The sequence below is a fragment of the Burkholderia sp. WP42 genome, from assembly GCF_000745665.1.
Taxonomy (GTDB): domain Bacteria; phylum Pseudomonadota; class Gammaproteobacteria; order Burkholderiales; family Burkholderiaceae; genus Burkholderia; species Burkholderia vietnamiensis.
Window position 1 is genome coordinate 18,918 of record NZ_JQJT01000035.1, and the last position, 25,830, is coordinate 44,747.

The following is a 25,830-nucleotide window of genomic DNA, read 5'->3' on the forward strand; positions in this document are numbered from 1 at the left end:
ATTGGTGAATCCGGTGAATCGCCATGCCGCCGCTCAGTGATCGAGCGGCAACAGGATCTGAAATTCGGTACGTCCGGGCCGGCTCTCGACCTCGATCATCCCGTCGTGCTGCTGCACGAAGGTTTGCGCGAGCGTGAGGCCGAGCCCGCTGCCGTCGTCGCGCCCGGACACGAGCGGGTAGAAGATGCGGTCGCGAATCTCCTCCGGAATGCCGGGGCCGTTGTCGACCACGTGCAAGTCCAGTGCCAGCCGGTACAGGCGCTTCGCGATCGTCACCTTGCGCGCGATGCGCGTGCGCAATTCGATTCTCGCGTCGCCCTGCGCGATGCGTTCGCGCAGCGCCTGCGCCGCATTGCGCACGATGTTCAGCAGCGCCTGGATCAACTGCTCCTTGTCGCCGCGCAGGTCCGGCACGCTCACGTCGTAGTCGCGCTCGATCGTGAGGCCGCGCGGAAACTCCGCGAGCATCACCGCGCGCACGCGTTCGCATACTTCATGAATGTTCACGTCGCCGACGATGTGCGGATGCCGATGCGGCTCCAGCAACCGGTCGACGAGCGTCTGCAGGCGGTCGGACTCCTTGATGATCACCTGCGTGTATTCGCGCAACTCGCCGCGCTCGCGCTCGCCCAGCTCGAATTCGAGCAGCTGCGCGGCGCCGCGAATGCCGCCGAGCGGATTCTTGATCTCGTGCGCGAGATTGCGGATCAGCTGCTTGTTGACCGCGGTCAGGTCGTGGATGCGCTCCTCGCGATCGGTGCGCGACTGGCGTTCGTTCTCGAACAGCTCGACGAGCACGAAATCGGGCGCGGTCTCGAGGAAGCCGACGATCGCATGCACGTGCAACGCCTCGTGGCCGGGCCGATCGAGCACGGTGTCGAGATGCGTCGCGTGAAAGCGCTCCTCGCCGATCGCGGTGATCGTCGACGCGAGCTCGTTCGCGTTCGGGAAGATCTCGCCCCACGGCCGCTGCGCGAGCTGCCGGCGCGAGATGTCGAGCATCGCCTCCGCGGACGGGTTCGCGAACGCGACCCGCAGCGTCTTGCGGTCGAGCACGAGCACGACCGTCGGCAGCGCTTCGAGCCCGGCAAGCAGCCCGGAGCGCGCGAGCCGCTCGTCTTCCGTCAGTCGCTCGGGCTGCCCCGTCTTCGCCTTGATCAGATTCTTCAGAGCCATCGTGCGTATCGTCGCGCCCCACCGGGGCCGTGAATGAGGAATTTCGGAACAAAAAAGGGACGGCTGGACGCCGTCCCCTTTCAGACTCCGCCGCTCCCGCCGCACACTGCGCGACGGGAACGAAGCGGCGTGACGGCGCTGACTGGAAGCGCCATCGCCACTTACAGCGAGTAGTACATCTCGAACTCGATCGGATGCGTCGTCATGCGGAACTTCGCCAGCTCCTGCTCCTTCAGCGCGAGGTACGCATCGATCATGCCGTCGGTGAACACGCCACCGCGCGTCAGGAACTCGCGATCCTTGTCGAGTGCTTCCAGCGCCTGGTCGAGGCCTGCGCAGACGGTCGGGATCTTTGCATCCTCTTCCGGCGGCAGGTCGTACAGGTTCTTGTCGGCTGCTTCGCCCGGATGGATCTTGTTCTGCACGCCGTCGAGGCCCGCCATCATCAGCGCGGTGAAGCACAGGTACGGGTTGGCCATCGGGTCCGGGAAGCGCGTTTCGATGCGGCGACCCTTCGGGTTCGACACGTGCGGAATGCGGATCGATGCCGAACGGTTGCGCGCCGAGTAGGCGAGCTTCACCGGTGCTTCGAAGTGCGGCACGAGACGCTTGTACGAGTTCGTCGTCGGGTTCGTGATCGCGTTCAGTGCACGGGCGTGCTTGATGATGCCGCCGATGTAGAACAGCGCGAATTCCGACAGGCCGGCGTAGCCGTTGCCCGCGAACAGGTTCTGGCCGTCCTTCCAGATCGACTGGTGAACGTGCATGCCCGAACCGTTGTCGCCGACGACCGGCTTCGGCATGAACGTCGCCGTCTTGCCGTACGAGTGCGCGACGTTATGGATGATGTACTTCGACCATTGCGTCCAGTCGGCGCGTTGCACGAGCGTCGAGAACTTCGTGCCGATTTCGTTCTGGCCCTGGCCCGCGACTTCGTGGTGGTGCACTTCGACCGGAATGCCGAGCTGTTCAAGCAGCAGGCACATTTCCGAACGCATGTCCTGGAACGTGTCGACCGGCGCGACCGGGAAGTAGCCGCCCTTCGTGCCCGGACGGTGGCCGGTGTTGCCGCCTTCGAATTCCTTGCCTGCCGACCACGGTGCTTCTTCGGAGTTGATCTTCACGAAGCAGCCCGACATGTCCGTGTTCCACTGGACCGAGTCGAAAATGAAGAATTCCGGCTCCGGACCGAAGTACGCGGTGTCGCCGAGGCCCGTGCTCTTCAGGTACGCTTCGCCGCGCTTCGCGAGCGAGCGCGGATCGCGCTCGTAGCCCTTGCCGTCGGCCGGCTCGACCACGTCGCAGGTCATCACGAGGGTCGACTCTTCGTAGAACGGGTCGATGAACGCCGCGGTCGGATCCGGCATGAGCAGCATGTCCGACGCCTCGATGCCCTTCCAGCCGGCGATCGACGAACCGTCGAAGGCATGGCCGCTTTCGAACTTGTCTTCGTCAAACGCCGAAACCGGCACCGACACGTGCTGCTCCTTGCCGCGCGTATCCGTGAAGCGGAAATCGACGAACTTGACGTCCTCGTCCTTCACGAGCTGCATGACGTCGGCGACGGTTTTACTCATAACCTCTTCTCCTGATTGAACAATTCCGGCGGACTGGGAACCGCCTCGTTTATCGAGCTGCCCGGAGTCTGGCTTTGGCGCAGCGCGCCCCGGGTCGACCGAATTCTATATAGCAGCTTCCGTGCCAATCATCGCAAATCCGACGCGAATCGTGCCGGCCCGCGCCGCAGCGGGGCCGCGCTGCGCGATTCCGGGGCCACGGGACGCACCGGCATTCGCGCTTTGGCACCTCTATGGTGCAACGAGCGTGTGACAGCATTTTGCGAGCGCCGATTCGGTGCATGCACGCCATTCTGCACTTTTTTGGTGAACCCGTGCGCGGTGCATGCGGCCGGCCAGCGTACCGACGTCCGCGCGGCACCGGCGCGCTAGAATGTTCGTTTGACCGATACGGAGACCTCCTGCCATGAGTACGCTCGACCAGCTTTACGCGAAGGCCGATCAACGCCGCGCCGAGAGCGCGCTCGACTATGCGGGCGCCCTGCTGCCCGTCGAGGCGTTCGAACTGCTGCAGCTCGACCCGTCCGCCCGCCTCGTCGACGTGCGCACGCGCGCCGAGCTCGACTGGATTGGCCGCCCGCTCGTCGGCGACGGCCAGTATCTGCACATCGAGTGGACGCGCTATCCCGGCGGCGTGCCGAACACGGAATTCGTCGAGCAGCTGAAGGCGGCCGTGTCGCCCGATACGCCGGTGCTGTTCCTGTGCCGCAGCGCTGCACGCTCGAAGCTCGCGGCAGTCGCGTCCAGGCAGGCCGGCTTCACGAAGGCTTTCGATCTGCTCGAAGGGTTCGAGGGCGGCAAGGATGCCGAAGGCCATCGCAAGACGGTCGACGGCTGGTGCTTCCGGAAACTGCCGTGGATCGGCGCCTGAACGCGCATCCGTTCCCGCACGCCCGACTGCGACATCGTCAAGCCGGGCGATGACACCCCGATGACGGGCCGCGTTGCGCGGCCCGCTTCTTTTGCACGGCCCGTTCAGCGGGCCAGGTAGTTGTGCGCGCCGAGAGAATCGTGCGCGATCTACGCGACGCTCACGCCCGCGGCGCATCGGGCTCGACGACGTCGCCGCCGAGCAGATGCACGCCTTCGCGCAGCTTCACGAACGCGGCCGCGACCGCTTCAGGCTCGCCCTTCACGCCGAGGTCGATGTGCCGGCGCGCATAGATGCCGCCGCGCTCGGCGTCGCCGACGCTCGGCAGGCTGAACACGCGCACGCCGGGGAAGTCGCGTTCGATCCGCTCCATCAGCGGCGTCAGCGTCGACTCGGGCAGCTCGAACACGTACAGCGAGCGCTCCGCGTGCGGCGTCGCATGGTGCAGATGCGCGTACTTCGTGTCCAGCACCCATTCGATCATCGGCCACGCCATCACCGGGAAGCCCGGCACGAAATGCAGATCGCCGACGGAGAAGCCGGGAATCCGGTTGTAGCCGTTCGGGATGATCGTCGCGCCGACCGGGAACACGCCCATGTTGAAACGGTGCTGGTTCTCCGGCGAATCGAAGTCGACCGGCGCGCTTGCGTCGGGCTGCGTCTCGCGGATGCGCTCGGCGATCAGCGCGCGCGCTTCCTGGTGCAACTCGAGCGGCACGCCGAGCGCGGCGGCCGCACACTGGCGCGTGTGGTCGTCCGGTGTCGCGCCGATGCCGCCCGTCGAGAACACGATGTCGCCGGATGCGATCGCGCGGGCGAGCGTCGCGGTGATCCGCGCGGGATCGTCGCCGACGTATTCGGCCCAGTCGAGCGCGAGCCCGCGCGCGCCGAGCAGCTCGATGACCTTCGCCAGATGCTTGTCCTGCCGGCGGCCGGAAAGGATTTCGTCGCCGATGATGATGATGCCGATGCTCATGCCTGCCCCATGTCGATTGCGGTGGCGCGCGAACTCGCGCGCAGGTCGTCCAGCGCGCGCAGGCAATAGTGCCCGAACCACAGCGCCGAGAAAACGAGAATGAAAGCGTAAACCCAGATCATGGCCGCCGCGACGAACGGAAACAGCACCATCATCCAGACCGACGACACCCACACGAAAGTCGGCACGGTGCCGAGCAGGCCGGTCGCGACGCCGATGCCGATCAGCGGCCAGCGGTGGCGCCGCACGAGCTCGCGGCGCTCGTCGCGGCTCGCGTGCAGCGCGAGCGCGTCGTAGGTCATCACGCGATAGGTGAGCCAGCCCCAGATCACCGGCGGCAGCAGCGCGAAGAACGGCGGAATCAGCCACAGCGGGATCGTCACGACGAGCAGCACGACGCCGACCAGCGCCGCGCCGAGCGAATTGGCCACGCTGCCGAAGAAGGTGCCGCCGCGCTTCGCGTCGAGCGCGGCGAACTGCCGGCTCGCCAGATGCTTGATCACGACCGGCATCGAGATCGTCGCGATCAGCAGCAGCACGGTCAGCACGATCAACGGGATCGCGAGCGACACGACGATGAACGGCGCGACGACCGCATGCAGCTGCGACATCCCCAACGCATCGAACGCGCGGTACAGCGCGGCGGTCAGCACGAAGCCGTCGAGCGCGCCGCGCGCGGCGTCGATCAGCGTCTGCCACGAGAACCACAGCACGACGCCCCAGAACAGCGCCGACACGACGAACGGCATCAGCGTGAGCCACAGCATGCGCGGATGCAGCGCGCTCGCGAACGCGCGGAGGAAGGAGCGCAGCAGATCGTTCATGCGGACCCTGTATCGACGATGAAAAACGGGGAAAGGATAAACCACGCGGCCCGCATGCGCCAAAGCACATGCGGGCCGCGCAGGCTACCGCTCGACGGGAAACGACGCGTCAGGCCGAGGCCGCACCGCGCTTCGCCGGCACGAGCCGGCGGAAGATCCGCACGAACGCGAGGCCGTGCTGCGCCCAGAAGCCGTCGCCGTAGGACACGCCCTCCATCTGCTCGCGGATGCCGGTCGGCTCGACCGTGCGGTTCCACGACGCGGTGCCGAACATCATGTCCCACCACGGGAACAGCACGCCGAAGTTGCAGCCGTACTTGGTGCCTTCGTGACCGTAGCCGACCGCATGATGACGCCGGTGGAACGTCGGGCTCACGATCAGGCGCTCGCCGAGCCAGCCGAGGCGCAGCCGCACGTTCGCATGCTGGATGCTCTGGATGAAGTTCGTGAACGCGGTCAGCACGACGAACTGCGACGGCGTCACGCCGATCACGAGCGCGATCGTCGCGAAGAAGCACGACTGGATCACGTTGTCGAGCAGGTGGTTGCGGTCATCGCACCACAGCGACATCTGCCGCTGGCTGTGATGCACGGCGTGCAGCTCCCACCAGATCCCGAACTTGTGCTCCCAGCGGTGATACCAGTAGCCGGCGAAATCGAGCACCACGAGGTAGATCGCGAACGCGACGATCGGCTGCGACGTCACGCCCGGCCACAAATAGTCGAGATTGACGTTCGACACGCCGTGCAGCCGCAACCAGCCCTGCAAACGGTCGAACAGCGGCTGCAGCGCGAAGAAGAAGAACAGCGAATAGATGCCGAGCTTCGCGATCGCCGTGTAGATCACGTCGACCCGCACCGCGCGGCGGTTGGTCCAGCGTTCGACCGGCAGCAGCGCCTCGAGCGGGCGCAGCACCACGAACATCAGGACCATCTGCAGCGCGCCGACGATCACCCAGTACAGCGCGTCGTAGGTGCCCTCGTCGTAGCCCATCAGGTTGAACTTGAACAGCAGCGGCTGCACGACGTCGATGTACAGCCAGGTCTGGATGTCCGACACGAACGCATCGATCAGGTGCAGCATCGTTCGTCTCCGCTCGTCACGCGCCGTTCGCCGCCTTCCAGGGCGCGCGGTCGTAGAAGTAGATACCGTGCGGCGATCGGCCGACGGAAATCGTCTGCACCAGCTTGCGCGACGCGAGATCGATGATCCCGACCTTCTTCGCGAAGCGGAACGTCACCCACAGCGTCTTCCGGTCGGCGGACAGCTCCATGTCGTCCGGCCCCGGCAGCAGGCCAGTGATGTCGCCGACGTTGGTGAGCGTGTTTTCGTCGATGATGCTGATCGTGTTGGCGACGCGGTTGGTGATCGCGACGTGCGTGCCGTCGGCGAGCGAACGGAAGTTGTGCGCGCCGTTGCCGGTGACGATCTGCTTGACGATCTTCTGGTTGCGCCAGTCGACCACCGCGACGTAATCCGAGCCGGTCATCCCGACCAGCAGGTATTTGTCGTCCGGCGTGAGCCACAGGCCGGCCGGCACCTTGCCGACCTTCATCCGCCACTTGAGCGTCTGCGTCGCCAGATCGACCGCCGCGATCTCGCCGGACACCTGCAGCGACACGAGCACCGTTTTGCTGTCCTTCGTGAACGCGAGGTGGCTCGGCATCACCGCGAGCGGCAGGCGCTTCGCGAGATGCACGTCGTGGCCGTCGTACGTATAGATGTCCAGGCGATCGAGGCGCAGCCCGGTCGACACGAACCACTTGCGATCGGGCGAGAAGCCGAGCTGGTAAGGATCTTCGATGCCTTCGACGGTGCGCTGCAGCTTGCCCGTTTTCGGATCGACGAACATCAGGCTGTTCGAGACCGAATTCGCGACGATCAGCGACGAATTGTCGGGCGTCGCCATCAGGTGATGCGGCTCCTTGCCGGTCGGCATGGTCGCCACGACTTGACGGGTCTGCTGATCGATCAGGGAAAGCGTCGCCTCGGCCGAGTTGAGGATGATCACGTTATTCGCGTGTGCGGCGGGCGCCAGCACGGCGGCGGCCAGCGCGAGCGTGCGGCCGAAGGAGAGGAAAGTGCGCATGAAGACTCACGTCGTGGAACTACTGTCATTGTAAAACGCCCGACCGGCCCGCCCGGTTGACCGCGGACAGCATTGCGCCATTTCGACGCACGCCGCGACGACCGGCCGTAGCCGCTCGCCGTGACGTGCATCCGGCCGCGGCGGCGCTAGCGCTGCATCGACTCCCACACCTTGTGCAGACGCTTGACAGAGACAGGCATCGGCGTGCGCAGTTCCTGCGCGAACAGCGAAATGCGCAGTTCCTCGAGCAGCCAGCGGAATTCCGCGAGCCGCGGATCGACGACGCCGCCGCGCTGCGACACCGCGCGCTGGTACTGCTGGACGAGCGGCTGCAGCTCGGCGAACTGCTTCGCGTCGCGCGCCGGGTCCGCCTTCAGCTTGTCGATCCGCAGCGCGATGCCCTTCAGATAGCGCGGAAAGTGCGCAAGCTGCACGTAAGGCGTGTCGATCACGAAGCGCTTGCCGACCAGCGCCGCGAGCTGCTGCTGCAGATCGGCGTGCGCTTGCGCGAACGGCTTCGCCTGCGCGAGCTTCTTCGCGAGCCCCGCGTATTCGGCGAGGATCTGCGCGACGAGCCGCGCGATCTCCTGCGCGAGCAGGTTCAGGCGGCTGCGGCCCTCGTCGCGGCGCGCGTGGAAGCTCGCGTCGTCGTCGGGCAGCGGCTCCTGCAGGCACGCGCGGTCGAGCGCCGTGTCGATCAGCTGATCGCGCAGTTCGTCCTGCGTACCGAGCGACATGTACTGCATCGCCATCTCGCGCAGCCCCGGCAGGTTCTTCTCGAGGAACTTGATCGGCTCCTTCAGCTGCAGCGCGAACAGCCGCCGCAAGCCCGCACGATGGATGCGCGCGGCTTCCTCGGGCGAGTCGAACACCTCGACGTCGCAATGCGTGCCGCGATCGACGAGCGCCGGATAGCCGTACAGCGTCTGGCCGCGCCGGCGGATCTCCAGCAGCTCGGGAAGCTTGCCGAAATTCCACGTCGTCAGGTTCTCGTACAGCGCGGTCGCGCCGGCTTCCGCGGGCGCCGCCGTGTGCGGCGCCGCGCCCCTGGCCGGCTTGCCGCCCTTCGCCAGCGCGCCTGGTGCACCCGCTCCGCCCGGCGCCGATGCGCCGGCCGGGGCGTCGCCGGCCGCATCGCCGCTCGCCGCGATCGACGACGCGGCCGCGATCTTCTGGAACTGCTGCTGCGCCTGCGCGCCGAGCTCCTGGCGCAGCTGCGCGAGATTGCGGCCCATCGCGAGCTGGCGCCCGTGCTCGTCGATCACCTTGAAGTTCATGAACAGGTGCGCGGGCAACGTCTCGAGCTTGAAGTCGGCCGTCTTCATCGCGACCTGCGTTTCGCCGCGCACGTCGGCGATCAGCGCGTCGACGAGGCCGCCCGCGCCGAAGCGCTCGCGACCCATGCGCTCGACGAAGCCGGCCGCGTACTCGGGCAGCGGCACGCAGTGCCGGCGCAGCTTCTGCGGCAGCGACTTCAGCAGCAGCTGCACCTTCTCCTTCAGCATCCCCGGCACCAGCCATTCGCAACGGCGCGCGTCGACCTGGTTCAGCGCGTACAGGGGCACCGCGAGCGTCACGCCGTCGCGCGGCGTGCCGGGCTCGAAATGGTAGGTGAGCGCCATCTCGACGCCGGCCATCGTCATGCGCTTCGGGAACAGCTCGGTCGTCACGCCGGCCGCCTCGTGACGCATCAGGTCGTCGCGCGACAGATACAGCAGGCGCTGCTTGTCCTCCGGCTGACCGCCCTTCTTCACCTCGTCGCGATACCAGCGCTCGAACGCCGCACCCGTATGGATGCCTTGCGGAATCGCCTGGTCGTAGTACGCGTAGATCAGCTCGTCGTCGACCAGCACGTCCTGGCGGCGCGACTTGTGCTCGAGCTGCTCGATGTCGGCGAGCAACTTGCGGTTGTGCGCGAAGAACGGCAGCCGCGTGTCGAATTCGCCTTCGACCAGCGCGCCGCGGATGAACAGCTCGCGGGCGCGCGCCGGGTCCTGCCGGCCGAACGCGACGCGCCGCCGATGGTAGATCGGCAGCCCGTGCAGCGTCGCGCGCTCGAACGCGCTGACCTGCGCGGGACGCTTCTCCCAATGCGGCTCCGACAGCGACTTCTTCAACAGATGCGCGCCGACCTTCTCGACCCACTCCGGCTCGATCTTCGCGAGGCAGCGCGCGTACAGCCGGCTCGTCTCGACGAGCTCGGCCGCCATCACCCAGCGGCCGGCCTTCTTCGCGAGCGCGGAGCCCGGCCACAGATAGAACTTGATCCCGCGCGCGCCGAGGTAATGCGGATCGTCGTCGGCCTTCAGGCCGAGGTTGCCGAGCAGGCCGGTCAACAGGGCCAGATGGATCTGCTCGTAGGTTGCCTCGGCTTCGTTCAGACGCCAGCCGTGCTCGCGCACGACCGTCAGCAGTTGCGAATGAACGTCGCGCCATTCGCGCAGCCGCAGGTGCGACAGGAAGTTCTGGCGGCACGCATCGACCAGCTGACGGTTCGATTTCTTGTGCGCGACGGCCTCTTCGAACCAAGCCCAGATCTTCAGCCATTGCAGGAATTCGGAGCGCTCGTCGGCGAACCGGCGGTGCGCCTGATCGGCCTGCTCCTGCGCGTCGCTCGGACGGTCGCGCGGATCCTGCACCGACAGCGCACTCGCGATGATCAGCACTTCGCGCAACGCCTGCTGGTCGCGCGCGGCGAGGATCATCCGGCCGACGCGCGGGTCGAGCGGCAAGCGCGCGAGCTCACGGCCGAGAGGCGTCAGCGCGTTGTCGTCGTCGACCGCGCCGAGCTCGTTGAGCAGCTGATAGCCGTCGGCGATCGCACGGCCGGGCGGCGGCTCGAGGAACGGAAACGATTCGATCGCAGTGAGGTGCAGCGACTTCATCCGCAGGATCACCGCCGCGAGCGACGAGCGCAGGATTTCCGGATCGGTGAAGCGCGCGCGCGCCTGGAAGTCGCTTTCTTCGTACAGACGGATGCAGATGCCGTCGGCCACGCGGCCGCAGCGGCCCGCGCGCTGGTTCGCGGCGGCCTGCGAGATCGACTCGACCTGCAGCTGCTCGACCTTGTTGCGGTACGAATAGCGCTTCACGCGCGCCAGGCCGGTGTCGACGACGTAGCGGATGCCCGGCACGGTCAGCGACGTTTCGGCCACGTTGGTGGCGAGCACGATGCGGCGCGCGTTCGACGCCTTGAACACCTTGTCCTGGTCGGCCGCCGACAGCCGCGCGAACAGCGGCAGGATCTCGGTGTGCGGCGGATGGTGCTTGCGCAGCGCCTCGGCCGCGTCGCGGATCTCGCGCTCGCCGGGCAGGAACACCAGCACGTCGCCGGGGCCTTCGCGGCACAGTTCGTCGACCGCGTCGACGATCGCGTCCATCAGGTCGCGTTCGGCCTCGCGCGCGGTCTTCACGCGGTCGCGCCCGCCGGTGCCTTCGGCATTCTTCACGGCCGGGCGGTCCTCGGCCACCGGCCGATAGCGGACCTCGACCGGATACAGCCGCCCGCTCACCTCGATCACGGGCGCCGGGCGCGCGTCGCTGCCGAAATGGCGCGCGAAGCGGTCGGCGTCGATCGTCGCGGACGTGACGATCAGCTTCAGGTCCGGCCGGCGCGGCAGGATCTCCTTCAGGTAGCCGAGCAGGAAGTCGATGTTCAGGCTGCGCTCGTGCGCCTCGTCGATGATCAGCGTGTCGTACGCCTTCAGCAGCGGATCGTTCTGCGTCTCGGCGAGCAGGATGCCGTCGGTCATCAGCTTGACCGACGCGCCCGGCGCGAGGTTGTCGGTGAAGCGCACCTTGTAGCCGACCACTTCGCCGAACGGCGTGCCGAGCTCCTCGGCGATGCGCCGGCCCGTCGACGACGCGGCGAGCCGCCGCGGCTGCGTGTGGCCGATCAGGCCCGTGCCGCCGGCGCCGAGGCCGCGGCCGAGATCGAGGCAGATTTTCGGCAGCTGGGTGGTCTTGCCCGAACCTGTTTCGCCGCAAACGATGACGACCTGATGCGCGGCGATCGCGCGCGCGATCTCGTCGCGCCGGCCCGACACGGGCAGGCTTTCCGGATAGCTGATCTTCGGGACGGGGTTCGGTGCGATCGGCGCGCGCGGCGCACGTTCGCGACGCGGCGTACGCTCGCCGTCGGCCGCGCGCGTAGCCGGCGCGGCCGGCTGGCCCGCATCGCGGCGCCGTTCGTCGTCGCGCGGCGGCTTGCCGCCCTGCCGCGATTGCTGCTGCCGGCCCGGCTGCTGACGCGCATCGGCTGCACCGTCCGGGTGCTGCGCCGGGTCCGCGTTGGCCCGCGTCGGCGCGGGACTTTTAGGTACATTCGACATGGGGGCGCATTATAATCCCGCCCATGAATTCCCAAACCGACCTCCCTCCCGCCCAGACCGGCGCCACGACGCCGCCGGCTCCCGACGATTCGGCCGTCAGCCACGCGCAGTTCGTCGACTGGATGCGCTCCGTCGCGCCCTATATCCACAAGTTCCGCAACAGCACGTTCGTCGTGGGGTTCGGTGGCGAGGTGGTGCAGCAAGGGCTGCTGAACGCGCTCGTGTCGGACATCGCGCTGTTGCAGGCGATGGGCATCCAGATCGTGCTGGTGCACGGCTCGCGGCCGCAGGTCGAGGAGCAGCTGAGCCTGCATGGCGTCGAGTCGGAGTTCTCGCACGGGCTGCGCATCACCGATGCGCGCGCACTCGAATCGGCGAAGGAGGCGGCCGGCGAGGTGCGGCTGGACATCGAGGCTGCGATCAGCCAGGGGCTGCCGAACTCGCCGATGGCGCATGCGCACATCAGCGTCGTGTCCGGCAACTTCGTGACCGCACGGCCGGTGGGGATTCTCGACGGCGTGGACTTCGCGCACACCGGCATCGTGCGCAAGATCGACGCCGAGTCGATCCGTCATTCGCTCGCGAGCCGCAAGCTCGTGCTGCTGTCGCCGCTCGGTTTCTCGCCGACCGGCGAGGCGTTCAACCTGTCGATGGAAGACGTCGCGTCGGCCGCCGCGATCGCGCTGCGCGCCGACAAGATCATCTTCCTGACCGAAGCGCCCGGCATCGTCGACGACGAAGGCGAGCTGGTCCGCGAAATGTCGCTCGATGCGGCCGCCGAGCTGCTCGATTCGGGCAACATTCAGGGCGACGATGCGTTCTTCCTGAAGCATTCGATTCGCGCATGTCGCGGCGGCGTGACGCGTGCGCATCTGATTCCGCAATCGCTCGACGGCAGCATGCTGCTCGAACTGTTCCTGCACGACGGCGTCGGCACGATGATCTCGTACGAGAATCTGGAGAGCCTGCGCGAGGCGACGCCGGACGACGTCGGCGGCATCCTGTCGCTGATCGAGCCGCTCGAGTCCGACGGCACGCTGGTGCGGCGCGGGCGTCACCAGATCGAACGCGACATCGACCATTTCTCGGTGATCGAGCACGATGGCGTGCTGTTCGGCTGTGCGGCGCTGTATCCGTACCAGCAGGAAAAGATCGGCGAGATGGCGTGCCTGACGGTGGCGCCGGAAGCGCAGGGTTCGGGCGACGGCGAGCGCCTGCTCAAGCGCATCGAGCAGCGTGCGCGCGCACGCGGGCTCACGCATATCTTCGTGCTGACGACGCGCACGGAGCACTGGTTCCTCAAGCGCGGCTTCGTCAAGGTCAGCGTCGACGACCTGCCGGAAGACCGCCGCAAGCTCTACAACTGGCAGCGCAAGTCGCTCGTGCTGATGAAGCAGCTCTGAGCGCAGGTACGACTGCCCTTCCCCCAGACCGATTACAGGAGAAGTACACGATGGCTCGAATGATCCAATGCGCGAAGCTCGGCAAGGAAGCCGAAGGTCTCGATTTCCCGCCGCTGCCGGGCGAACTCGGCAAGCGCATTTACGAAAGCGTCTCGAAGGAAGCATGGCAAGGCTGGCTCAAGCAGCAGACGATGCTGATCAACGAGAACCGCCTGAACATGGCCGACCCGCGCGCGCGTCAGTACCTGATGAAGCAGACCGAGAAGTATTTCTTCGGCGACGGCGCGGACCAGGCGTCCGGCTACGTGCCGCCGACCGAAGGCTGATGCAATGCGCGTTGCGACGGGGGCGTCGCGGCGCGATGTCGAACGGACGGCACCGTGCATCGCGCGGTGCCGTTTGCTTTTGGGGATATGCGAGCGGAGCGGTGCTTGCGTGCGCGGTCCGTTCGCAGCGGCCCACAAAAATATTTGAAGAAAGTACTTTACGAAGCGAAAAAGCTCTGACATAATTTCAGCTTCTTTGGGCGGTTAGCTCAGCGGTAGAGCACTGCCTTCACACGGCAGGGGTCACTGGTTCGATCCCAGTACCGCCCACCAAAGATTCGAAGGGCCGGCAATCGCCGGCCCTTCTTGCTTTCCGGGTCAGCACTCGGCGAAGCGTTCGTCAAGTGTCCTCTCGCCCAACCGGATTGTTGGCACGTTCTTGTCACACTTCTGCTTCGAGGTGTCTGATGCCAACCCCGGCGTCTACCGGCCTGGTGGATGTCGAAGCAAACACGTCCTGCCGGTAGTCGTCTTGGCGATCCAAACTCCGATGCGCCGTAGCGAGATCCTCTCGCCACGCTGGCCGAACGCACCTTGCGCCCCAACTTTCTTGGCCTTTGGCCGCAGTGATTCATTCCATACAGGACGCCGCGAGGCAATATGCAACCCGCCAGCCTCGAGATTCGAGTCGTCGGCGAGTAGGTACACCATTGCGTGCCAATTGCGCTGAGGGTCATGCGCCGCTCGGTCATGTACCCATGCCGGCGGCGCTCTCGCGCGCAAGCAAAAAGCCCGCTTGCTTTCGCATAGCGGGCTTCGATGTTGGTTGCGGGGATAGGATTTGAACCTATGACCTTCGGGTTATGAGCCCGACGAGCTGCCAGACTGCTCCACCCCGCGGCACGGATTCTAATCGCAATGCGGCGTCGCGTCAAAGCCGACCGGCCAGTTTCTACGCGATCCGTACGACCACTGCCTCGCCGTGGAGCACGTTGATCCGCGCGTTGCGCTCATCCGCGGCCATGATCAGTACCCCGCTTCCTTCTGGTGTTGGATGGCCAAGATCGTGACGGTGTTCTCCGCCGAGGCGGTATCGAGCCACGTAAGCGCCGCCCCGCCTCTATACGTTCCCGATATCCAGGACGGCCGCCAATAGACTCGCCGTGTTCGCCACAACGCGCGTATCGCCCCCGCGACGCGTTCAGGAATGCCGCCCCGCTCATCGACACATGGCCCGACGCCACGCCTTAGCCATCGCGAGCAAGTCCGGTCCGGACGCGGAATGTAGCTGAGTGAACCATTCGTCGCCGCGCCCGAACCAGCCCATCGCCGCGCCGGCGCTGGCCGCGCTCCGTTCGATCCTATCGACTCCCCTTTCCCCTCGCGCCCCCTCACACATGCAGCAACAAATGACGGCGCTCCCACGAACTGATCACGCGGAAGAACGCCTCGTACTCCGTCTCCTTCAACGCCAGATACGCCTTCACGAACTTGTCGCCGAGAATGCCGGCGAGCGGTGTGCACGCGGCCATCAGCGAGATGCCCTCCTCGAGATTGCGCGGCAGTTGATACGGCAGGTCGTAGCCATCCGAAGCGATCGGCTCGGTCGGCGCGAGCTGCTGCGTGAGACCGAGATAACCGGCCGCGAGCGTCGCCGCGAACGCGAGGTACGGATTGCAGTCGACGCCCGGAATGCGGTTCTCGATGCGCCGCGCCGCAGGCGCCGACTGCGGAATGCGAAAGCCGACCGTGCGGTTGTCGTAGCCCCACTGCACGTTGATCGGCGCGGCCATGAAGCGCGACAGCCGGCGATACGAGTTGATGTACGGCGCGAAAATCGGCATCAGCGCCGGCGTGTACTTCTGCAGCCCGGCGAGATAGCTCTGGAACATCGGCGACACGTCGCCGCCTTCGTCGGCGAACAGGTTGCGGCCGGTGCGCGCATCGGCGAGGCTCTGGTGAATGTGCATCGCCGAGCCCGGCTCGTCTTCCATCGGCTTGGCCATGAACGTCGCGTACATGTTGTGGCGCAGCGCAGCCTCGCGCACCGTGCGCTTGAACAGGAACACTTGATCCGCAAGCGACAGCGCGTCGCCGTGCATGAAGTTGATCTCCATCTGCGCGGCGCCCACTTCGTGAATCAGCGTCTCGATGTCGAGCCCCTGCATCTCGCAGTATTCGTATATGTCCTCGAACAGCGGATCGAACTCGTTGACCGCCTCGATCGAATACGACTGACGCCCCGTCTCCGCGCGCCCCGTGCGGCCGACCGGCGGCCGCAACGGCAAGTCGGGATCGGCGTTCATGTCGACCAGATAGAACTCCAGCTCCGGCGCGACCACCGGCTTCCAGCCCCTCGCCTCGTAGAGATCCAGCACGCGCCGCAGCACATAGCGCGGCGAGATCTCGACCGGCGAGCCGTCGAAGTGCACGCAGTCGTGGATCACCTGCGCGGTCGGATCGACGGCCCACGGAATCAGGCAGATCGTCGACGGATCGGGCACGCACACCATGTCGGGATCGGTCACGCCGGTCAGCGAGCCGTCCTCCGGATAATCGCCCGTGACCGTCTGCACCATCACGGCCTGCGGCAGCCGCATCGACTCGCCGGATTCGAACTTGTTGCGCGGAATGATCTTGCCGCGCGCGATGCCGGCCATGTCCGGAATGATCGCCTCGACCTCGGTGATGCGGTGCTGACGCAGGAATTCGCTCAGTTCGGATTGCATGATCGTTCTCGTTTAGTCGGTGTCGGTATCAGTATCGGTGTCGATATCGCTCGCCTCCCGAGACGGCATCGCGCCGCCGGCCGCATGAAGGCGATGCGTCATGCGCGCGCGGCACGCCGCGCCGAATGCCGCGAAGATGTCGCGCGAAAGCGGCCGTTCCGCGAACCGCCATTCGGGATGCCACTGCACGCCCAGCGCGAACGCGCGCGCGCCGCGCACGCTCACGGCCTCGATCAGCCCGTCCGGCGCGCTCGCCTCGACCGCGAGCCCCGCACCGAGGCGCGCGATGCCCTGATCGTGCAGCGAATTGACCATTGCGTCATGCGCACCGCGCGCGATGCGTTGCAGCAGGCCGCCCGGCGCGAATCGCACGCGGTGTGCGGGGCCGTATTGCCGCTCGAGCGGATCGCCGTCGCGCTCGCGATGATCGTGGAACCCGACGCTCGCATGCAGCCGCTGATGCAGCGTGCCGCCATACGCGACGTTCAGCTCCTGCATGCCACGGCAGATCGCGAGCACTGGCACGCCGGCGTCGATCGCCGCGCGCACGAGCGGCAGCACGGTCGCGTCGCGCGCGGCGTCGTGCAGCGTGTCAGCGGCGCTTGCCGGGCCGCCGTAGTGATGCGGCTCGACGTTCGAATGACTGCCGGTCAGCAGCAGCCCGTCGAGCGACGCGACGATCGCGTCGACCGGCTGCCGCGCGCCCAGCGCCGGCAACACGAACGCGAGCGCACCGGCGCCGTCGACCACCGCGACCAGATATTTCTCGCCGGCCGTGTGGTTCGGGTGTGCGCCGCGCAGCACGCGGTCGGCGCTGACCGCTACGATCGGCCGCGCGCGCATGAGCGCCTCCGCGTCGAGCGCACAATGCATGCGCATGCGCATGCACCGGCCGATGGACATCTGGTGCTGCGTCGCGCGCAGCCGCGCACGTGCGCGCGACGCGGCAACGCTCGCTGCGGCACGAAGAGAAAACGAAAAAGGACGCTAGGGCAACAATGAAGCGCTGCCGTCGCACTGCACTGCGCTGAACACATGCGCGGTGACGACGTTGAAGCGGCGCACGCCGCGGTCGGAGGCGGCGAAAAGACGAGGCGCGTGCAGGAGATCGGCGCGCGTGCCGCGCTCAGCAGGCCGGATCGCCCCGGCCTGAGGCGGCGCGCCCGCCGACGGACTTCGGGTCCGGCGTATCGATGGGCTGGCGGCTTTCACGATCGTACTCGACTGACTTGATTGAGGCAGCACACGGGTCGCGATCGAGCGAATGCGGCAATGCGGCGTGACGCTGAACGCACCGGCTCGCGTGACGACTGCCTGACATTCAGCTTATATCACCCAAAAATTGCGTCAAATTTTCGGCGGTCGCTCCACGCATCGTACGAATGAAAAAACGGCATCGACCGGCGCAGTCGATGCCGTTTTGTGCGGCGCGTCAACACACCGGGCACGCCGCAGCACCATGCAACGACGCACGCCGCGACACGCTATCCGCGATGCGCCAGCGCAGTCTCCACCAGCGTGCGCAGCAACGGCACGACCTGCGCGGCACGTGCGTCGTCGTACGCATACGGGCGCGTCTCGTCCATGTAGGTGATCTGCGACAGCTCGAGCTGCACGGCTTCGACGCCGCTCGCCGGTACGCCGTAGTGACGCGTGATATAGCCGCCCTTGAAACGCCCATTCGCAACCGCCGTGTAGCCGCCGTGCGCGTGCACGCAGGCGGCGAGCGCATCGGCGAGCCCGGGCGCCGCGCTCGCGCCGTTCGACGTGCCGAAGTTGAAGTCCGGCAAGCGGCCTTCGAAGAAGCGCGGCACGTGCGAGCGGATCGAATGCGCCTCCCAGACGAGCACGCGGCCGTGCTCGCCCTTCAGCCGCGCGATCTCGCGTTGCAGCGCGTCGTGATACGGACGCCAGTAGCGGTCGCGACGGCGCATGATCTCGTCGCTGCCCGGCAGCGTGTCGGCCCGATACAGCGGCGCCTTGTCGAAGGTGTCGACCGGCACGAGCCCGGTCGTGTCCTGCCCCGGGTAAAGGTTCTCGTCGTCGGGCGGACGGTTCAGGTCGACGACGTAACGCGCATGCGACGGCACCAGGATCGACGCGCCGAGTTGCGCGGCGAATCCGTACAGCCGCTCGAGGTGCCAGTCGCAATCGTCGACGAAGCGCGCGTCCGGCGTCATCGTCGCGGCGATGTCGTCGGGGATGTAGGTGCCCGCATGCGGAATCGAGATCAGCAGCGGCAGCGTGCCCTGCTTCAGCGTGAATACAGCCGGTTGTTCAGTCATGTCGCCTCACCGTAAAAGTGTGCCGGCGCACGCGCGCGGCGTGCGCCGGGGTCGCGCGTCAGCGCAGCAGTTGCGCGAGCGCGGCGCGGTAATCCGCATAGGCCTCGGCCTCGTCGCGATGGCGGCGGCCGCTCACGACGCGCTCGCCGCCGGCATACACGTCGAGCACCGGCGTGTCGCCATGCTCGGCGAACACCGCGCCCGACAGCCATGCGCCGCTGTCGTGTTCGGCGATCGCCGGATGCGCGGGATCGAGCACGAGCCAGTCGGCGCGGCAGCCTTCGCGCAGCGCACCGATGCGCCGCCCGCTCGCCTGCGCGCCGCCCGCGAGCGCCGCGTCGAACAGCCGGTCGGCCACGCGCGGCTGCGCGTCGCTGGCGAGCACGTTGCGCGCGCGATGCACGAGCCGCTGCCCGTATTCGAGCAGGCGCAGCTCCGCGCGCCAGTCGACCGATGCGTGACTGTCGGAGCCGACGCCGAACACGCCGCCCTGCGCGAGATAGTCGACGGCCGGGAACACGCCGTCGCCGAGATTCGCCTCGGTAGTGAGGCACAGCCCCGCCACCGCGCGCCGCTTCGCGAGCGCCGCCGTCTCGGCTGCATCGACGTGCGTGGCGTGCACGACGCACCAGCGCGCATCGACGTCGAAGCGATCGAGCAGCCATTGCACCGGGCGCGCGCCGTACGCGCGCACGCAGTCGTCGACTTCGGCCGTCTGCTCGGCGATGTGGATATGCACGGGCGCATCGTCGGGCACGCCGTCGAGCAGCGCACGCAGGCCGTTCTCGGACACCGCGCGCAGCGAATGCGGCGCGACGCCGTAGCGCAGCCCGCCATGCTCGGGCGCGACGCGACGCATCGTGTCGAGCAGTTCGAGCAGGCCGTCCGGCGTGTTGATGAAGCGGCGCTGGTCGTCGCGCGGCGGCTTGTTGCCGAAGCCGGCGAACTGGTAGGACACCGGCAGCATCGTGATGCCGATGCCGGCCGCGCGCGCCGCGTCGATCACGCGCGTGCCGAGTTCCGCGATCTGCGGATAGCGCGAACCGTCCTGCGCGTGGTGCACGTAATGGAATTCGCACACCGACGTATAGCCGCACTTGAGCATCTCGACGTACAGCCAGCGCGCGATCGCCGCGAGCGCGTCGGGCGTGATCTTCAGCGCGAAGCGGTACATCAGGTCGCGCCAGCTCCAGAAGCTGTCGGCGGGATTCGCGCGGTATTCGGTGAGCCCCGCCATCGCGCGCTGGAACGCGTGCGAATGCAGGTTCGGCATGCCGGGCAGCACGGGCCCGGCCGCGCGCGCCGCGCACGCCGGCGCGTCGCTATCGGCGCGCACGCCGGTCAGCGTGCCGGTGGCGTCCCAGCGCAGCAGCACGTTGCGGCGCCAGCCGTCGGGCAGGTATGCATGGTCCGCGAACAACGTCGTTTCGGTCATCGTCAATGTGGTCCGTTGCAAGGCTAGCCGTTGATCCGGCGAAACACCGTCGCGCCGCCGCGCACGACCTGCTCGCACAGCGGACGGCCGATCCAGTACGCGAGCTCCGACAGCGAGCCGATCGACCACACCGCGAAATCGGCCGGGCGTCCGGCCTCGAGCACGCCATGCCGATCCGCGCGGCCGAGCGCCGCCGCCGCATGGCGCGTCACGCCCTGCAGCACCTCCGGCACGGTCATCCGGAACAGCGTGCAGCCGAGGTTCATGGTCAGCAGCAACGATTCGAGCGGCGACGTGCCGGGGTTGTGATCGGTCGCGAGCGCGATCGGCACGCCGTGCTTGCGCAGCAGCTCGAGCGGCGGCAACTGCGTTTCGCGGATGAAGTAATACGCGCCGGGCAGCAGCACGGCGACCGTGCCGGCCGCTTTCATCGCGGCGACGCCGGCCTCGTCGAGGAATTCGAGGTGATCGGCCGACAGCGCGCGATAGCGCGCGGCCAGCGCGGTGCCGCCGGCGTTCGACAACTGCTCCGCATGCAGCTTCACCGGCAGCCCGCGTCGCGTCGCGGCGTCGAACACGCGCTCGGTCTGCGCGAGCGAAAAACCGATGCGCTCGCAGAACACGTCGACCGCGTCGACCAGCCCTTCGTCGGCGAGCGCCGGCAGCATCCGCTCGCACACGTCGTCGATGTATGCGTCGGCGCGCCCCGCATATTCGGGCGGCAGCGCATGCGCGCCGAGGAAGGTCGTGTAGACGGCGACGGGGAAACGCTCACCGAGCTGGCGCGCGACGCGCAGCATCTTGCGCTCGCTCGCGAGATCGAGGCCGTAGCCCGACTTGATCTCGATCGCGGTCACGCCTTCGGCGAGCAGCGGCTGCAGACGCGCGGCGGCCTGCACGAACAGCGCAGTCTCGTCGGCCGCGCGCGTCGCGCGCACGGTCGACACGATCCCGCCGCCCTGCCGCGCGATCTCCTCGTAGCTGACGCCGGCGAGGCGCTGCGCGAATTCGTCCGCGCGCGTGCCGCCGTACACGAGGTGGGTATGGCAGTCGACGAGGCCCGGCGTCACCCACGCGCCGTGCAGGTCTTCGCGCTGCCAGTGCGCATAGTCTTGCGGCAGCGCGGAGAACGTGCCGAGCCACCGGATCGTGCCGGTTTCGTCGACGACGATCGCCGCATCGTCGATCGTTTCGTCAGGATGGCCGTGCGTACACAGCCTCAGGTGATGCCAGACAGTCGGTTTCATGCGTTCAGTCTCGTGCATCGACGGTGAGCGACACGGCGAGCAACGCGCCGCCCGCGCTCACCACGACGTCAAACGCACGCGGCGGCGCGTCGAGCCGCAGCGTGTCCAGTTCCTGCAGTGCGTAGCGCGCGCCGCCGATCGCGACCTCGAGCGCGCCGGCCGCGCAGAACAGCAGCACGGTGTCGGCGGGCTCGACGCGATGCGTGCCCGCGCGCCACACGGCGAGCGTCGCGCGCGCGGCCGAGCGGCGCGTCATCAGATTGAAGTCGCGCGTCGCGCCGGCGTGCAGCGTCGCGTCGATGGCCGCTTCGCCGGCGAAGTCCGCGCGCGCGAGCGGCGTGTCGAGCACATGGCGCGCACCGCCCGCTTCGGCCAGCGTCATGCCCGCGCCCGACAGCAGCACGAGCGTGCGGTCGACGCCGTCGAACCGCGAGAACGGCCCGCCCGCGCCGACGTCCGCGACGCTCACGCGCCACGCGAACGCATCGAGCGCGGCGCCCGGCGGATAGGCCGCGATCTCGCGCGTCACGCCGCCGCCGTTCTTCCACGGCGACGCGACGAGCGCCGCGCCGCGGATCGTCGCGACGGCGGGCCGCGCGTCGGCCGGCGCCTGGTCGAGCGCCGTCATGCTCAGCGGCCGAGCATCGGCAGCTTCAGGCCCACTTCGCGGGCCGTCTGCTGCGCGAGTTCGTAGCCGGCGTCCGCATGGCGCATCACGCCGGTTGCCGGATCGTTCAGCAGCACGCGGCCGAGGCGCTCGTGCGCGTCGGCGCTGCCGTCCGCGACGATCACGACGCCCGCATGCTGCGAGAAGCCCATCCCGACGCCGCCGCCGTGGTGCAGCGACACCCAGGTCGCGCCGCCCGCGGTGTTCAGCAGCGCGTTCAGCAGCGGCCAGTCGCTCACGGCATCCGAGCCGTCCTTCATCGATTCGGTCTCGCGGTTCGGGCTCGCGACCGAGCCGGTGTCGAGGTGGTCGCGGCCGATCACGATCGGCGCCTTCAGCTCGCCGTTCCTGACCATCTCGTTGAACGCCTGGCCGAGGCGATAGCGGTCCTTCACGCCGACCCAGCAGATCCGCGCCGGCAAGCCCTGGAACGCGATGCGCTCGCGCGCCATGTCGAGCCAGTTGTGCAGGTGCGCATCGTCGGGGATCAGCTCCTTCACCTTCTGATCGGTCTTGTAGATGTCCTCCGGATCGCCCGACAGCGCGACCCAGCGGAACGGCCCCTTGCCTTCGCAGAACAGCGGGCGGATATAGGCCGGCACGAAGCCCGGGAAGTCGAACGCGTTCTCGACGCCCATGTCCAGCGCCATCTGGCGGATGTTGTTGCCGTAGTCGAGCGTGGCCGCGCCGCGCTCCTGCAGCGTCAGCATCGCGCGCACCTGGACGGCCATCGACTGCTTCGCCGCCTTCACGATGCTCTGCGGATCGACCTTCTGCGTCTCGCGCCATTGCGCGACGCTCCAGCCCTGCGGCAGGTAGCCGTTGATCGGATCGTGCGCGCTCGTCTGGTCGGTCACGCAATCCGGCGTGATGCCGCGCGCGACGCATTCGGTGAACACGTCGGCCGCGTTGCCGAGCAGGCCGACCGACACCGGCTTGCCGGTGCGCTTCGCTTCGTCGAGCATGCCGAGCGCTTCGTCGAGCGTCGTCGCCTTCTTGTCGACGTAACGCGTCTTCAGACGGAAGTCGATGCGCGTCTCGTCGCATTCGACCGCGATCATCGAGAAGCCGGCCATCGTCGCCGCGAGCGGCTGCGCGCCGCCCATCCCGCCGAGGCCGCCTGTCAGGATCCAGCGGCCCGACGGGTCGCCGTTGAAGTGCTGGTTCGCGACCGAGAAGAAGGTTTCGTAGGTACCCTGAACGATCCCCTGGCTGCCGATGTAGATCCAGCTGCCGGCCGTCATCTGGCCGTACATCATCAGGCCCTTGCGGTCGAGCTCGTTGAAGTGGTCCCAGGTGGCCCAGTGCGGCACGAGGTTCGAATTGGCGAGCAGCACGCGCGGCGCATCCTTGTGCGTGCGGAACACGCCGACCGGCTTGCCCGACTGCACGAGCAGCGTTTCGTCTTCGTTCAGATCCTTCAGCGACGCGAGGATCTGGTCGTAGCATTCCCAGTTGCGCGCAGCGCGCCCGATGCCGCCGTAGACGACGAGCGCATGCGGATGCTCGGCGACTTCGGGATCGAGGTTGTTCTGGATCATCCGGTAGGCCGCTTCGGCCAGCCAGGTCTTGCAGACCTTCTCGCTGCCGCGCGGCGCGCGGATCGTGCGGGTCGGATCGAGACGGGGATCGATGTGTTTCGGATGGTTCATGACGACTGCTCCCGAAGGAAAATGAATATCAATGGGGGAATCAGAAATGCCCGGTGAAGCGATAACGGCTGCCGGGGTGCCACAGATTCGCGACCGATGCGACCACGCCCTGCGACCACGTGCGCCGATGTAAAACCAGACACGGCTCGACGTCGTCCATCCGCAGCTGCTCGCGCAACTCGGCGCCGGGCGCCGCCGCCTCGATCCGGTACTCGACGCGCAGCAGCGGCGCCGCGCGCATCAGGTACTGGTTCGGCGTCGTGTTCGTGAAATCCTGCTTGGCGTAATCCGGCGCGACCGCCGGATTCACCCACCGCTCTTCGAGCTGCACCGGCTCGTCGTTCTCGAAGTGCAGCACCTGCGAATGAAACAGCCTGGCGCGCACGGCCACCTGCATCTCGTCGGCGAGCGCCTCGTCGGCGCGCACTGTGTCGAGGCCGAGCACGCTCGCGCGATACGCATGCCCGCGCGCGCCGACCTCCTCCGAGATGCTGCGGATCGCCACCAGCGTCGACTCGTACTTCGGCCGCGCGACATAGGTGCCCGCGCCCTTCATGCGCGTGAGCACCTGCTCGGCCGCCAGCTCGCGCAGCGCCCGGTTGACGGTCATGCGCGCCACCTTGAACTCGCGGGCCAGTTCGTTCTCGGAGGGCACCTGATCGCCCTCCGCCCACTCGCCGGCGTGAATGCGACCCAGGATGAAATCCTTGATCTCCTGGTAGACCGGCGCGCTCATCGACTCACTGTTCCGAGGCGAACGAGAACGGTGCGATCTTCGCGAACGCGCGCTCGCCGACGAGCTGCGCGATCACCGCGATGTCCGGCGCGAAGTAGTGATCGAGCTCGTAGTGCGCGACCTTGCTGCGGATCGTCTCCATCACCGGCGCGAGCTTCGGGCTCGTGTGATGCGGCGCGCGCAGGTCGACGCCCTGGGCGGCGGCCAGCAGCTCGATCGCGAGGATGTGCTTGGTGTTGTCGGCGATGTCGGCGAGCTTGCGCGCGGCGAACGTCGCCATCGACACGTGGTCCTCCTGGTTCGCGGAAGTCGGCAGCGAATCGACCGACGCCGGGTGCGCGAGCGTCTTGTTCTCCGACGCGAGCGCGGCAGCCGTCACGTGGGCGATCATGAAGCCCGAGTTCACGCCGCCGTCCCGCACGAGGAACGGCGGCAGGCCCGACAGCGTCGCGTCGATCAGCAGCGCGATGCGGCGCTCGGCGAGCGCGCCGATTTCCGCGGCGGCGAGCGCGAGGTTGTCGGCCGCGAACGCGACCGGCTCCGCGTGGAAGTTGCCGCCCGACAGCACTTCGCCGGTATCCGGGAAGATCAGCGGGTTGTCCGACACCGCGTTCGCCTCGACCAGCAGCACGTCGGCCGCGTGGCGCATCTGGTCCAGGCACGCGCCCATCACCTGCGGCTGGCAGCGCAGGCTGTACGGGTCCTGCACCTTGTCGCAATCGCGATGCGACTGGTTGATCGGCGAGCCTTCGAGCAGCTCGCGGTACGACGCGGCCGCGTCGATCTGGCCGCGATGGCCGCGCAGCTCGTGGATGCGCGCGTCGAACGGCTTCACCGAGCCGGCGGCCGCGTCGACCGACAGCGCGCCCGCGACCAGCGCGGTGCGGTACAGGTCTTCGATCGCGAACATGTTGTCGAGCGCGAGCGCGGTGGACGCCTGCGTGCCGTTCAGCAGCGCCAGGCCTTCCTTCGCCTGCAGCGTCAGCGGCGCGAGGCCCGCGACGCGCAGCCCGTCGAGCGCGCTCGCGCGTTCGCCGCGGATGAACACTTCGCCGACGCCGAGCAGCACGGCCGACATGTGCGCGAGCGGCGCGAGATCGCCCGATGCGCCGACCGACCCCTTCACCGGGATCAGCGGCAGCACGTCGGCGTTGAACAGCGTGATCAGCGCGTCCATCACCTCGCGACGGATGCCCGAATGACCGCGGCCGAGGCTCGACAGCTTCAGCGCCATCAGCAGCCGCACCGACGAGCGCGCCATCGGCTCGCCCACGCCGACCGCATGCGACAGCACCAGGTTCTTCTGCAGCAGCTCGAGCTGGTCGTGCGGGATGTGCGTGCTGGCCAGCCGGCCGAAGCCCGTGTTGATGCCGTACGCGGGCTCGCCCTTCGCCGCGATGTCGGCGACGGCCTTCGCACCCGCGTCGATCTTCGCGAAGCTCGCGGGATCGAGCTGCAACTGCACGGACTCGCGTGCGATCCGGCGCAGTTGCGGGAGGGTCAGGTGGCCGGGGGTCAACGTAATCATGGGTGCAATCCTGTCTAGACAAGTTCGGGATGGATTG

General features: G+C 67.6%; 20 protein-coding genes and 2 tRNA genes. 4 read left to right on the forward strand and 18 right to left on the reverse strand.

Annotated features, from left to right (window positions below; translation table 11 throughout):
* Positions 1 to 33 precede the first annotated feature (33 nt).
* Both glnL and glnA read right to left on the reverse strand, forming a co-directional pair.
* Positions 34 to 1,176: a nitrogen regulation protein NR(II) gene (gene glnL, locus EX20_RS20665; protein WP_014723296.1), complete on the reverse strand. Its 1,143-nt coding sequence runs from the start codon at positions 1,174 to 1,176 to the stop codon at positions 34 to 36.
* 161 nt (positions 1,177 to 1,337) lie between these two features.
* Entirely contained in the window at positions 1,338 to 2,753 is a 1,416-nt protein-coding gene (glnA, locus tag EX20_RS20670) for a type I glutamate--ammonia ligase (RefSeq protein ID WP_011885436.1), read from the reverse strand.
* 406 nt (positions 2,754 to 3,159) lie between these two features.
* On the opposite strand from glnA, the gene EX20_RS20675 reads away from it, so the two are divergent.
* Positions 3,160 to 3,624, forward strand: a complete 465-nt coding sequence (locus EX20_RS20675) for a rhodanese-like domain-containing protein (RefSeq protein ID WP_034194564.1) — start codon at positions 3,160 to 3,162, stop codon at positions 3,622 to 3,624.
* A gap of 160 nt (positions 3,625 to 3,784) precedes the next feature.
* Here the strand turns inward: EX20_RS20675 and EX20_RS20680 are convergent, their stop codons facing one another.
* From EX20_RS20680 to hrpA, 5 genes are all read right to left on the reverse strand, one after another.
* Positions 3,785 to 4,600 (reverse strand): competence/damage-inducible protein A, encoded by an 816-nt coding sequence (locus EX20_RS20680; protein WP_011885438.1) that lies wholly within the window; start codon positions 4,598 to 4,600, stop codon positions 3,785 to 3,787.
* Positions 4,597 to 5,424: an EI24 domain-containing protein gene (locus EX20_RS20685; RefSeq protein WP_034194565.1), complete on the reverse strand. Its 828-nt coding sequence runs from the start codon at positions 5,422 to 5,424 to the stop codon at positions 4,597 to 4,599. Before EX20_RS20685 ends, EX20_RS20680 begins: the two co-directional genes overlap by 4 nt.
* A 109-nt stretch (positions 5,425 to 5,533) precedes the next feature.
* The gene (locus EX20_RS20690; protein ID WP_034194566.1) at positions 5,534 to 6,508 is read right to left on the reverse strand and encodes a sterol desaturase family protein; all 975 of its coding nucleotides are present in this window, start codon (positions 6,506 to 6,508) and stop codon (positions 5,534 to 5,536) included.
* Between the two features lie 16 nt (positions 6,509 to 6,524).
* A complete protein-coding gene (locus tag EX20_RS20695; protein ID WP_011885441.1) occupies positions 6,525 to 7,514 on the reverse strand; it encodes a YVTN family beta-propeller repeat protein in 990 nt (329 codons plus the stop codon).
* A 146-nt stretch (positions 7,515 to 7,660) separates the two neighbouring features.
* On the reverse strand, positions 7,661 to 11,845 hold the full coding sequence (gene hrpA, locus EX20_RS20700; protein WP_034194567.1) for an ATP-dependent RNA helicase HrpA: 4,185 nt from the start codon (positions 11,843 to 11,845) through the stop codon (positions 7,661 to 7,663).
* Positions 11,846 to 11,868: 23 nt separating this feature from the next.
* On the opposite strand from hrpA, the gene argA reads away from it, so the two are divergent.
* From argA to EX20_RS20715, 3 genes are all read left to right on the forward strand, one after another.
* Positions 11,869 to 13,248 carry an amino-acid N-acetyltransferase gene (gene argA, locus EX20_RS20705; RefSeq protein WP_014723300.1) on the forward strand — a complete coding sequence of 460 codons (1,380 nt, stop codon included), beginning with the start codon at positions 11,869 to 11,871 and terminating at the stop codon, positions 13,246 to 13,248.
* Between the two features lie 50 nt (positions 13,249 to 13,298).
* Entirely contained in the window at positions 13,299 to 13,574 is a 276-nt protein-coding gene (locus EX20_RS20710) for an oxidative damage protection protein (RefSeq protein ID WP_006478357.1), read from the forward strand.
* 198 nt (positions 13,575 to 13,772) lie between these two features.
* Positions 13,773 to 13,847, forward strand: a tRNA-Val gene (locus EX20_RS20715).
* A 490-nt stretch (positions 13,848 to 14,337) separates the two neighbouring features.
* On the opposite strand, the gene EX20_RS20720 is transcribed toward EX20_RS20715, so the two are convergent.
* From EX20_RS20720 to hutH, 11 genes are all read right to left on the reverse strand, one after another.
* Positions 14,338 to 14,414: transfer RNA gene (locus tag EX20_RS20720), tRNA-Met, on the reverse strand.
* 491 nt (positions 14,415 to 14,905) lie between these two features.
* Positions 14,906 to 16,243, reverse strand: a complete 1,338-nt coding sequence (locus EX20_RS20725) for a glutamine synthetase family protein (protein ID WP_034194568.1) — start codon at positions 16,241 to 16,243, stop codon at positions 14,906 to 14,908.
* Positions 16,244 to 16,255: 12 nt separating this feature from the next.
* Complete coding sequence (locus EX20_RS20730; protein WP_034194584.1) at positions 16,256 to 17,086, reverse strand: gamma-glutamyl-gamma-aminobutyrate hydrolase family protein; 831 nt, start codon at positions 17,084 to 17,086, stop codon at positions 16,256 to 16,258.
* Positions 17,087 to 17,230: 144 nt separating this feature from the next.
* Positions 17,231 to 17,455, reverse strand: coding sequence for a hypothetical protein (locus EX20_RS32940; protein ID WP_072465546.1), 225 nt, complete (start codon positions 17,453 to 17,455; stop codon positions 17,231 to 17,233).
* A 272-nt stretch (positions 17,456 to 17,727) separates the two neighbouring features.
* Complete coding sequence (hutG, locus tag EX20_RS20735; RefSeq protein ID WP_034194569.1) at positions 17,728 to 18,528, reverse strand: N-formylglutamate deformylase; 801 nt, start codon at positions 18,526 to 18,528, stop codon at positions 17,728 to 17,730.
* A gap of 58 nt (positions 18,529 to 18,586) precedes the next feature.
* Positions 18,587 to 19,963, reverse strand: a complete 1,377-nt coding sequence (locus EX20_RS20740) for a formimidoylglutamate deiminase (protein WP_034194570.1) — start codon at positions 19,961 to 19,963, stop codon at positions 18,587 to 18,589.
* Between the two features lie 23 nt (positions 19,964 to 19,986).
* Complete coding sequence (gene hutI, locus EX20_RS20745) at positions 19,987 to 21,210, reverse strand: imidazolonepropionase (RefSeq protein WP_014723312.1); 1,224 nt, start codon at positions 21,208 to 21,210, stop codon at positions 19,987 to 19,989.
* Positions 21,211 to 21,214: 4 nt separating this feature from the next.
* Positions 21,215 to 21,838: a HutD/Ves family protein gene (locus EX20_RS20750; protein ID WP_011885450.1), complete on the reverse strand. Its 624-nt coding sequence runs from the start codon at positions 21,836 to 21,838 to the stop codon at positions 21,215 to 21,217.
* A gap of 2 nt (positions 21,839 to 21,840) precedes the next feature.
* Positions 21,841 to 23,529 (reverse strand): urocanate hydratase, encoded by a 1,689-nt coding sequence (gene hutU, locus EX20_RS20755; RefSeq protein WP_011885451.1) that lies wholly within the window; start codon positions 23,527 to 23,529, stop codon positions 21,841 to 21,843.
* Positions 23,530 to 23,569: 40 nt separating this feature from the next.
* Positions 23,570 to 24,265: a histidine utilization repressor gene (hutC, locus tag EX20_RS20760; RefSeq protein ID WP_011885452.1), complete on the reverse strand. Its 696-nt coding sequence runs from the start codon at positions 24,263 to 24,265 to the stop codon at positions 23,570 to 23,572.
* Between the two features lie 4 nt (positions 24,266 to 24,269).
* Complete coding sequence (gene hutH, locus EX20_RS20765) at positions 24,270 to 25,793, reverse strand: histidine ammonia-lyase (protein WP_011885453.1); 1,524 nt, start codon at positions 25,791 to 25,793, stop codon at positions 24,270 to 24,272.
* Positions 25,794 to 25,830 lie beyond the last annotated feature (37 nt).

Excerpts from the sequence above, each read along its gene's own strand:
- glnL (WP_014723296.1), bottom strand. The coding sequence starts at position 1,176 with ATGGCTCTGAAGAATCTGATCAAGGCGAAGACGGGGCAGCCCGAGCGA.
- glnA (WP_011885436.1), bottom strand. The coding sequence starts at position 2,753 with ATGAGTAAAACCGTCGCCGACGTCATGCAGCTCGTGAAGGACGAGGAC.
- EX20_RS20675 (WP_034194564.1), top strand. The coding sequence starts at position 3,160 with ATGAGTACGCTCGACCAGCTTTACGCGAAGGCCGATCAACGCCGCGCC.
- EX20_RS20680 (WP_011885438.1), bottom strand. The coding sequence starts at position 4,600 with ATGAGCATCGGCATCATCATCATCGGCGACGAAATCCTTTCCGGCCGC.
- EX20_RS20685 (WP_034194565.1), bottom strand. The coding sequence starts at position 5,424 with ATGAACGATCTGCTGCGCTCCTTCCTCCGCGCGTTCGCGAGCGCGCTG.
- EX20_RS20690 (WP_034194566.1), bottom strand. The coding sequence starts at position 6,508 with ATGCTGCACCTGATCGATGCGTTCGTGTCGGACATCCAGACCTGGCTG.
- EX20_RS20695 (WP_011885441.1), bottom strand. The coding sequence starts at position 7,514 with ATGCGCACTTTCCTCTCCTTCGGCCGCACGCTCGCGCTGGCCGCCGCC.
- hrpA (WP_034194567.1), bottom strand. The coding sequence starts at position 11,845 with ATGTCGAATGTACCTAAAAGTCCCGCGCCGACGCGGGCCAACGCGGAC.
- argA (WP_014723300.1), top strand. The coding sequence starts at position 11,869 with ATGAATTCCCAAACCGACCTCCCTCCCGCCCAGACCGGCGCCACGACG.
- EX20_RS20710 (WP_006478357.1), top strand. The coding sequence starts at position 13,299 with ATGGCTCGAATGATCCAATGCGCGAAGCTCGGCAAGGAAGCCGAAGGT.
- EX20_RS20725 (WP_034194568.1), bottom strand. The coding sequence starts at position 16,243 with ATGCAATCCGAACTGAGCGAATTCCTGCGTCAGCACCGCATCACCGAG.
- EX20_RS20730 (WP_034194584.1), bottom strand. The coding sequence starts at position 17,086 with ATGCGCGCGCGGCCGATCGTAGCGGTCAGCGCCGACCGCGTGCTGCGC.
- hutG (WP_034194569.1), bottom strand. The coding sequence starts at position 18,528 with ATGACTGAACAACCGGCTGTATTCACGCTGAAGCAGGGCACGCTGCCG.
- EX20_RS20740 (WP_034194570.1), bottom strand. The coding sequence starts at position 19,963 with ATGACCGAAACGACGTTGTTCGCGGACCATGCATACCTGCCCGACGGC.
- hutI (WP_014723312.1), bottom strand. The coding sequence starts at position 21,210 with ATGAAACCGACTGTCTGGCATCACCTGAGGCTGTGTACGCACGGCCAT.
- EX20_RS20750 (WP_011885450.1), bottom strand. The coding sequence starts at position 21,838 with ATGACGGCGCTCGACCAGGCGCCGGCCGACGCGCGGCCCGCCGTCGCG.
- hutU (WP_011885451.1), bottom strand. The coding sequence starts at position 23,529 with ATGAACCATCCGAAACACATCGATCCCCGTCTCGATCCGACCCGCACG.
- hutC (WP_011885452.1), bottom strand. The coding sequence starts at position 24,265 with ATGAGCGCGCCGGTCTACCAGGAGATCAAGGATTTCATCCTGGGTCGC.
- hutH (WP_011885453.1), bottom strand. The coding sequence starts at position 25,793 with ATGATTACGTTGACCCCCGGCCACCTGACCCTCCCGCAACTGCGCCGG.